Here is a 9752-nt window from a genome sequence, read left to right as displayed (position 1 = left end):
TTTCTCTTCTTTACAAGCTTTACGCGAGCGCATCCAAGAAATCTTCGACCAACTCACATTTGAGCAGGTAATTTCTGTCTCTTCTTATAACTTTATCTTGGAAGCTCTATTCTATGCAGCTTCATATTAATTTGGTATTAGGAATGATAGAGCTAGCTATACTTTAGATGAATCAGGCCAACTAACTGCCAAAAGCTCAACCTTGAAACAAAATGGAGGCGCTTACAATGTTTCTAATTTTCAAGGTAGAAAAAATCAACTGATCAGTATTCGTGTAGATAGTGTTGATGAAGAGTTTTCTCCTTATGTAGCTTTGCTAAATTCTAAAGGACAAACGATCGCGATTGATAAAGACAAAGACAAAAGTGGTGTCTACAGTGCTTTAATTGACCGAGCTAGGTTGCCTGAAGATGATACATACTATATAGTTATTACTTCCAAAAATCCACAGGAGCGCGGTAAATATAGATTAACTATTTTCTGAAGTAATTACCAATTCTGGTATCGAGATTATTGCTATGAGTAGGATATAGTTCGGAATGTTTTTTTATTTACCGTAATAGTCTTGATACCATTGCACAAAGTGTCTACTACCCCCCCCAACCCCCCTTGTAAATGGGGGGGATAATCTCTTAAATCCCCCCTTTATAAAGGGGATTTGGGGGATAATATCAGCATTGAATGTGTTATACAACACTTTTCAAACATTCACTTAGAGGATGAATGAACAAGTATTTCACTGTGACTTTAGACACTTTTATATTCCCCCTCCCTTTTTAAAGGGGGTTGGGGGGATCGATAACGTTTTACTACTGACGAAAGGACTTTTAAAACATCCTCTTAAGATGTTTACAGTTTTTTCAACTCCCCCAGAATCAAAGTTAATTTTATTAGGCTGCTCTTTGAGATAATTAATAATATTAATAGCTAGGTAATCAGGTTGCAAATAATTATGATTTATAAATTTGACTATTCCTAAGTCGCTTAACTTTTCGGCTCTAATTATTTGTTCTTGCTCCTGATTACCTGTAAAGGGAAGAATCATAGCTCGTACACCTGTAGTTAAAATATTCATTATGGTGTTATAGCCAGACATATTTATTGAAAGGTCTGCTTTTTTCATGTAATTTAGCAAGTAAGGAGTATAGCGTCGAATATAAATGTTTTTACTAGATTTTGCCATTTCTTGCAGTTTTTTAAATTTTGAATTGGGGATGAATGGCCCAGTAAAAACCTGAATCTGATGTGGCAATAATTTCTCTAAAAAAGGGGCTGTATTAACTACACATTCAAGCAACTCATGACCAAATCTACCACCCCCTACACTAGCTAAAATCAGGGGTTTGTCTGATTTAATAATTCCCCGCTCTTCATCAGTTAAAATAAGATTTGTTGGTGGGTCTTGCACGACATATCCGGTGTAATGTACTTGGCACTTTAGATCATTGACTCTAGAAAAGGTTGCTTCTAGTGGAACTAAATCTGGGTCGCTGTGAACCAAGAGTATATCAAAATATTTCTTGATTAAATTACATATTTTTTCTTCGTGTTTTACTTTTTTTTCTGGTTTAATAACTACAATATCTTGCAAGCTAGAAACTATTTTAGTTGAGCCTTTATTTGATTTGGCTAATTCTAATAATGGAATTAATTCAAAAGAAAAGCGTCTTCTCCCAAAAGGAAATAACTCAACCATTAAAATATCAGGCTGGAATTGCTTAAAAATTTCCAGAAGTCGATTTTTTCTAATTTCTTTGGCTTCGCTAAGGCTAAAGGCATCATCTACTACTTGTAATTCAGCTAATTCTATATCGGTTTTAATTGTAGGCAGATTGATAACTTCTACATCAGCAGGAATTTCAAATCCTTGAATTATTTCACCACCATTAATAAAACAAACTTGGAAGTCTTTGGTTAAACCTCGTACAATTTCGCGGCTGCGAACCAGATGCCCCATACCTAAAATATGTTGACAGTAAAACATAATACGTTTCATAAAAATTTTACCTCTGTAAATTTGGATGGTTGGAAGAAGGCAAACGAAACATAAAATAAATACTTTTATTACTTTTTACTTCAACAATTTTGACAATCGTTGTTAATTCCAGTAATTGTACAGCGTTGTGTTGTAGCCACCCATTGCGACTACGGCATCTGCGGCGGCGATGTAACTGATTAAATCCGGTAAATTCGTCTATCTGCACTTAGGGATATACAGCAGCTTTCAGTTTCAGTGCAGCTTGGTGTTTTAGGGGCATTTCTGGGCCACATATAATTAAACTTCGTAATTTATGGGACGCTGGTAACAATACCAAACTCGATAAATATGTGTCAATTAACCTGTAACTATTTTCCCCAGCACCCGGTCTAGTAAGTTAAAGCGGACTTTTCCAAACTCCCAAAAGTTTTTGAGAGATTAATCATCAATTAAATCTCCAGTTATATAACTATTGTCACGGTTATCTAACTGGAGATTCGTTATATTTAACAGTTAACGGCTAAAAGGAATTAAAGAGATGGAAATTAAGCCAACTGACCCATCGCTAGCACTCATGGAAATTCCCCCAGGCTATCTCAATATTATGGGTTACGTCGATCAATCAGAAGTTAATGGCCCTGGTTGTCGTGCAGTCGTCTGGGTACAAGGTTGTTTGCGTGAATGTCCTGGCTGCTTTAATACTAACTCCTGGTCTTTTGAGGCTAATCAATTAATTGCTGTTGATGCTCTTGCCGAAAATATTCTCAGCAATCCCCGCAACACGGGTGTAACATTCTCTGGTGGAGAACCCTTTTGGCAAGCAACGGCATTAGCGTCTTTAGCCCAGAAGGTAAAAGCTGCTGGTTTAAATGTAATGTCTTTTTCTGGCTTCACTCTTAAGCAGCTACAGTCCCAATCTGCGCCGCCAGGTTCCCAAGCATTGTTAGAACAACTCGATATCCTGATTGACGGGCCTTTTGTACAATCTCTGGCAGTTAATTCTCCCAATTCTCCAGTTTCTTCTAGCAATCAACGGCTTAGGGTGTTAAACCCGGCTTTCCAAGACCAGATTACTTGGGCTAGCGACCAGATCGAAATCCATATCCTCAAGGATGGTGGCCGTATTGTCACTGGCTATCAAGGTGGACTGGAACTAACGTAGGGGAGCGGGGGGCAGGGAGCAGGGGATAGGGGAGCAGGGGGCAGGGGAGCAGGGGAGCAGAGGAGAGGAGGGAGTTGTTAAAACTTAAAAATTGAGCTTCTGAAGGTCAACATTGAGCTTCTGAGGGTCAACATTGAGCTTCTGAGGGTCAACTTTCACCTTCTGAGGGTCAATATTGAGCTTCTGAGGGTCAAATTTTTAGATTCCTGCTCTCTCATCGAGAAGCTATCTTTAAATGCAGCTTTGTTTGGGACAGATTATATTTAAAAAAAATACATATCATAAATTTGACTAGACCATTTCAGAAAATTTTTACTGAACACCGCGTATTTTGGGCTGTTTTACTTTTTGGTACAGCACTGGTGGTAACGCTAGCACTGTCGCTTTCTCAAGGAGCAGTACCTTTAAGTATGTCGGAATTTTGGCAAGCTATACTCCACAAAGGCGATCCGGTTAAACAGACAATTCTCTGGGATTTACGTCTTCCGCGCATTACTGCTGCGATTATTGTCGGCGCAGCTTTGGGAATGTCAGGGGCACTGCTGCAAGGAATGTTACGTAATAGTCTCGCCGATCCATTTATTTTGGGCATTTCAGCGGGTGCGGGACTACTTGTAATTCTGATGATTGTGTGCCATATATTCCCGATCGCAATTCCTTTTGCAGCATGGATAGGAGCAATTTTAACTGCCGCGATCGTTATTTTACTCGGTCGTTCGGGGTCGGGAATTTCTGTTGAGCGCTTGATTTTAGGCGGAGTAGCGGTGAGTTCTTTATTTGGTGCTGTACAAAGTACATTGCTGCTTTTAGCTGAAGATGGGCAAATTCAAGTTGCGCTCAGTTTCCTGGTTGGTAGTCTTAATGGACGGGGTTGGCAAGAAATTGCTACAACTGGCCCTTATATCATCGTTGCATTGATTGGGGGATGCTTGCTGGCGCGATCGCTAAACATCCTGGCTTTGGGAGATGATTTAGCTGTGAGTTTAGGGCTTTCGTTGACGCGATCGCGCCTGTTAATTGGTGGTGTCGCCACTCTATTAGCCGCAGGTGCAGTCAGCATCAGTGGCTTGGTTGGATTTGTCGGTCTTGTTATCCCTCACGGTGTCCGCCTGATTGTTGGTACAGATCATCGCTTTGTTTTACCACTTTCCGCTCTTGCAGGTGCATGGTTACTCACTTTTGCAGATTTACTCTCTAGACTAGGAGCAGTAGAACTACCAGTAGGTTCCGTCACTGCCTTGCTGGGTTCACCCGTGTTTATCTGGTTACTTTATCGTCGTTCTGCTGGATTTAACAAATTTTGAGCGATCGAACCACTATCCATCCCCACCTTATAAACGGATCGGGTTTTTTGCGCATTCTGATAAACTGATATAGCAAGGGACTGGGGACTGGGGACTGGGGATTGGGGATTGGGTGAAAAGTCTTGTTGTGTCAAAGTTTTATCATCTGTTAATGTCCTAACCACGTTGGCTGTTGCTATACAAAGCCTTCTTCAACTATTTAAGCCAAAATTCTCCATAAAGAAACCCACCTATATAACCCTACTTTCTTATCTCTGCTGCCCCCTGCCCCCCTGCCCCCTGCTCACTCAAGGAGGTTAATCGATGTTATGTGTTGAGGAATTAATCAACTTAGACCCATTTCAACAACTTCCCAAAGAGCGATTGCAGTGGGTTTGCGATCGCGCTCAAACAGTTGAACTTTCCCCCGGAGATGTGTTGTCCTATGAGGGAGACCCTGTATGTCGGTTATTTATCTTAGTCAAAGGTAAAATCAACATGACCCGCCGCAGTGAAGGAGTGGAAATTCCTATAGGGCAACACGAAGCTCCATCCTTTTTTGGTGAAATTCCAGTACTCACAGATGAACCTGCACCTGTGACAATGCGGGCATTTTCAAATTGCCACATCTATGAAATGAAGGGAGAAGACTTCCGCAAACTGCTGCATGAATGTCGTGATTTTGAGCGGATGGTCTTCCGAATTATGCAACGTCGTGTTCGGGGGCTAGAGTCTTTCATTCGTGGGCGGGAAAAGATGGCAGCTTTAGGGACACTTGCTGCGGGTCTTGCTCATGAACTCAACAACCCAGCCGCAGCCTTGGTTCGGACTTTAAAAGAAATGCCAGCCGCCATCCTAGAGTTACAACGAATGAACTTAGTTTATGGGCAACGCAATGTTGACGAAGCCCATACTCAACACTGGTTGAGAGTACGCGATCTAGGCTATGATGCGATTTTGAATAATCGCCTAGATCCGGTGACACTAAGCGATCGCGAAGACATATTGCTGGAATGGTTAGAAGACTATGGTGTAAACCAAGCCTGGAAATTGGCAGAGCCTTTAGCAGAAGGTGGTGTTGAGGTTGAAACCCTAAAGCAACTCATGGAACGTTGGCGCAACGACGACACAGAATTGCGAGAAATGGGATTGCACTGGCTAGCCCTTTCCTTTGAAGTCATGTCAATGATTAAACATGGTTTGCGCGGATCTGAGAGGATTTCCGAACTTGTGCAAGCGATGAAGTCTTATTCTTACCTCGATCAAGGCACTCAGCAAGAAGTAGATATACATCAAGGCTTGGAAGATACCTTGCGATTGTTTGCTCATAAACTCAAATGCGGTGTCCAAGTGCAACGCAATTACGATCGAAGTCTTCCAAAAATCTTTGCCTATGGCAGTGAACTAAATCAAGTATGGACAAACTTAATTGACAACGCCATTGATGCAATGGATGGTAAAGGACTGCTAGAAATTACAACACATCATTGCGATCGCTATGCCCATATAGACATCATCGATTCTGGCAGTGGAATTCCACCTGAAATTAAAACCCGTATTTTTGAACCTTTCTTCACCACCAAATCAGTAGGACATGGTTCAGGACTTGGTTTAGAAACCGTTCGCCGAATTGTAGAAAATCGCCATCACGGTACGCTTTCATTTGAGTCGCACTCAGGTAGAACTTGTTTTACCATTTGCCTACCTTTATCAAAGCAATAAATCAATCAGAAATGGGATTAGAGATGAAAAAAATGGGAACCAATGGTTCCCAAAATCTAGCAGCAATTGAATATTTTCGTCAGACTTATAGTTTCTTATTGTCTCCTACACTAGAATTCGTTTTATAGTTGTAAATCAATACAGTTCAGGATGAGCAACAAAACCCTCATGTAGAGACGCGATAAATCGCGTCTTCAAAAACCAATTATTTACACCAATAACCCTTAAGCCAAGCGTATTGAGCTATAAATAAAATATTGGGGTAAAAAAATTATTTCTCTGATAATTCCGATCTTGTGGACTGTTGATCGGAGTTAATAAATTCAGTCTTAGGTGGTTTTCCTATAGTATTAGGAGGTTGTTTTTTTGTTTTGGGTTGTGAATTATTATTCTCGCTCATGTTCATTTATCTCCTTAATAGCTTTAATTATTTGGCTGTTTTAAGATTTCTTGCTTGGAGTTGAGCAAGCAAAAAATTCAGTGAACGCAGTCAGTTTGTGTTCTGATGATTATGACTTCAAGCGATGCGATCGCAATTCCGTAATTCTGTTGAAAATTTTGCTCATTTCTATATTCTCAAAAAGGTAGATAGTGGAAAAACTCCTTACTATCTACCTCTTTAACCTTAGTTTTCTATTCAAACTATTTTTGCAGCCAGACCGTATTTTTTTCGATCGAACTCACCCAGATCGAACAAATCATAGACTGCGTATTCAACATCCCATATTCCACCACTGCCCTTATCAACTGGCGGCAGCCATAAGGCAGTGAAGCCTGGATTAACGTGAGTTCGATGAACCTCTCTCCCACGGGGAAAGGGAGGAGCAACCAGAAATTAGGGTTTTGGCTCCCCTCTCCGTGTCGGAGAGGGGTTGGGGGAGAGGTCAAAAAAGGGCTTATCGAACTCCTAAGAAAACGCAGTTTTCTTTCGCCCTTCCCGTAGATGCGCTTTCGTTGGAGACTCACGTTAATACAACTTCATCAAACTTCACACCAACTTTGTCACAAATGAGTATCTAAAGTTAAGCGACTATACCAACAAACACTGTGATATTCCCTAATGCTAGATGGGAATGGTTAGTGTTGTATAAATTACAGTTACCAAAACTGAAACGCTTATCAAATCCCAAGCTGCTCAGGACTATTCTGGGTAAATAGTCAAATGTGACAGAAAAAATTTAGTGTGAGGATTTAGCCATGTCTTACCCGATTCCATCCAAAATGTGGCAGCGAGTCAGTATTGTAATATTGTTTTTATTGATACCCTCAATAGGAATTGCCGTTTTACGCCAGTCTGCTACGGTTGCTGTTCCAGCCAATCAAAATCCTGCCAGTTCTACTCCAAAAACTTCCATTCTCCCCAATCACCCTGACTACCAAGCACTCCAGACATTGGTAAAACAGTATAGTTGTGTCGTTACCGTCCAAAATTTTGGCACTCTTCCTGTAACCCGAACTGAATTTGCTACAGTCTTGAATGCCTGTGTGAATCGGAGCAATGAGCTAATAGCGACCGATCCCAAGATAGTTACCCCAGTAGATATGAAAATTCTGCAACGCTTGCAGTCAGAATTTGCACCAGAGTTAGCAACCCTAAAAAGTCCAATAGAGGAATTGGAAGCTCCTAGTCCCATCACTCCAAATCAGCCTACCAGAGAACGGACTCAAACTGAGTCTGACCAAAAGACTCAACCCTTACCCACAGCCCTACCCCTTAGTATTCCGTCTGGCTCATCAGTGCAGGATCGAGTTGCTAACCGTACGAATATGCCTAAACTCCAAACTCGTGACAGTATTGGAAGGGTTGCCCCGGAACCTCAAATAGGTAGCAGATTCAATACAGAAAACTATAACCGGATTGAGGATAATCCCTTTCATCGCGTTGGTAACGATCCCCTTTCCACCTTTTCCATTGATGTAGATACAGCATCTTACAGCAACGTGCGACGGTTTATTACTCAAGGGGAATTACCACCCAAGGATGCAGTGCGAATTGAGGAATTAATCAATTATTTTACCTACAATTATCCCCAACCAAAAGGCGATCGCCCTTTTTCCGTCATCACTGAAGTTGCTGCTGCTCCCTGGAATCCTCAACACAAGTTGGTACAGGTGGGTTTGCAAGGTAAACGCCTAGAAAGCAAAACCTTACCACCAAGCAACTTAGTATTTCTGATTGATGTCTCTGGTTCTATGGATGACCCGAATAAATTACCCTTAGTGCAACAGTCGCTCAAATTGTTGGTGAATCAACTGCGTCCTGAAGATCGGGTAAGTTTAGTAGTCTATGCGGGGAATGCTGGATTGGTGTTACCGGCTACTGCTGGTAGTCAAAAATCAACAATTCTGGCGGCGATTGACCGCTTAAAGGCTGGAGGCTCCACTGCTGGCGGTCAGGGTATTGAATTAGCTTACAAGATAGCCAAAGAAAGCTTCCTCAAGTCTGGTAATAACAGAGTCATTTTAGCTACCGATGGAGATTTTAACGTCGGGGTTTCCAGTGATGGCGACCTGACGCGATTAATTGAACAAAAGCGAAAGCAGGGAATTTTCCTAACGGTGTTGGGATTTGGCACCGGCAATTATAAGGATGGAAAAATGGAACAACTGGCTGATAAGGGTAACGGCAACTACGCTTATATTGATACCCTATTGGAAGCCAAAAAGGTTTTAGTTAACGATCTTAGGGGAACTCTATTTACTATTGCCAAAGATGTAAAAATTCAGGTGGAATTTAATCCGGCGAAAGTTCAAGCATATCGCTTGATTGGTTACGAAAATCGCTTGCTGCAAAACCAGGATTTCAATGACGACAAGAAAGATGCAGGGGATATTGGTGCTGGTCATTCTGTAACAGCGCTTTATGAAATAATTCCCACTGGCACGAAAAGCGATGTGAAACTGCCAGAGATAGATCCTTTGCGGTATCAGCGTTCTAGTGAAACTGTCTCGGATGCTGCTGGTAATGAGTTGATGCAGGTGAAACTGCGCTACAAGTCGCCCCAAGACAGCACCAGTCAACTAATTACCCAAACCATCCAAGATGATGATTTGAGAACTGACCCCTCCACAAACCTGAGATTTGCTGCTGCGGTAGCGACCTTTGGGATGGTGCTGCGTGACTCTGAGTATAAGGGAGATGCTAATTATGATTTAGTAATGAAATTGGCAACCCAAGGGAAGGGGGAAGACCAGGAGGGCTATCGGGGTGAGTTTATTCGCCTAATGGAGCAATCTAGAGGGTTGATTACAAGAAAATGATTTTAGACCATAAATGAGACGGCGAGTAGGGAGTGGTGTAGTTGAATTACTTGAAAACCGTTATAATCTCTGGGAGATATCACAATCTATATCAAAGGACATCAAAGGCGATCGCTCTCCACTGTATTAGATATAGCAAGGGACTGGGGACTGGGTGAAAAGCCTTTTTGTGTCTAAGTTTTATCGTCTGTTGATGTCCTAACCACCAAGACTTGTGCTATATCTGCAAAAAATACAGCAATTTAATTTCAGAAGAGAGCATTGCATATCTGCGAGATGTTTTGCGATCGCTGCTAATTACAAAACTTATTCCGTACTCTGCAAGACAAGAAAGAAGAAATGCTTA

At 41.6% G+C, this 9752-nt stretch carries 5 protein-coding genes and 1 pseudogene; 5 read left to right on the top strand and 1 reads right to left on the bottom strand.

Translation table 11 applies throughout. The features are described 5' to 3' along the window. Positions 1 to 136 precede the first annotated feature (136 nt). A pseudogene (locus tag RMY32_RS28680) lies at positions 137 to 484 on the top strand (peptidase); the annotation flags it as partial. Between the two features lie 273 nt (positions 485 to 757). Here RMY32_RS28680 and RMY32_RS28675 read toward each other — a convergent pair. Continuing rightward, positions 758 to 1996, bottom strand: coding sequence for a glycosyltransferase family protein (locus RMY32_RS28675; RefSeq protein WP_322712395.1), 1239 nt, complete (start codon positions 1994 to 1996; stop codon positions 758 to 760). Positions 1997 to 2516: 520 nt separating this feature from the next. Here RMY32_RS28675 and RMY32_RS28670 point away from each other — a divergent pair. From RMY32_RS28670 to RMY32_RS28655, 4 genes are all read left to right on the top strand, one after another. Beyond that, on the top strand, positions 2517 to 3140 hold the full coding sequence (locus RMY32_RS28670) for a 4Fe-4S single cluster domain-containing protein (protein WP_322712394.1): 624 nt from the start codon (positions 2517 to 2519) through the stop codon (positions 3138 to 3140). Between the two features lie 287 nt (positions 3141 to 3427). Beyond that, entirely contained in the window at positions 3428 to 4444 is a 1017-nt protein-coding gene (locus RMY32_RS28665; protein WP_322712392.1) for an iron ABC transporter permease, read from the top strand. A 303-nt stretch (positions 4445 to 4747) separates the two neighbouring features. Further along, a complete protein-coding gene (locus RMY32_RS28660; protein WP_322712391.1) occupies positions 4748 to 6145 on the top strand; it encodes an ATP-binding protein in 1398 nt (465 codons plus the stop codon). 1197 nt (positions 6146 to 7342) lie between these two features. Further along, a complete protein-coding gene (locus tag RMY32_RS28655; protein ID WP_322712389.1) occupies positions 7343 to 9406 on the top strand; it encodes a vWA domain-containing protein in 2064 nt (687 codons plus the stop codon). Positions 9407 to 9752 lie beyond the last annotated feature (346 nt).

The organism is Nostoc sp. ChiSLP03a, from assembly GCF_034531215.2.
Classification (GTDB): domain Bacteria; phylum Cyanobacteriota; class Cyanobacteriia; order Cyanobacteriales; family Nostocaceae; genus Nostoc.
This window is presented reverse-complemented; position numbering and strand designations above follow the sequence as displayed.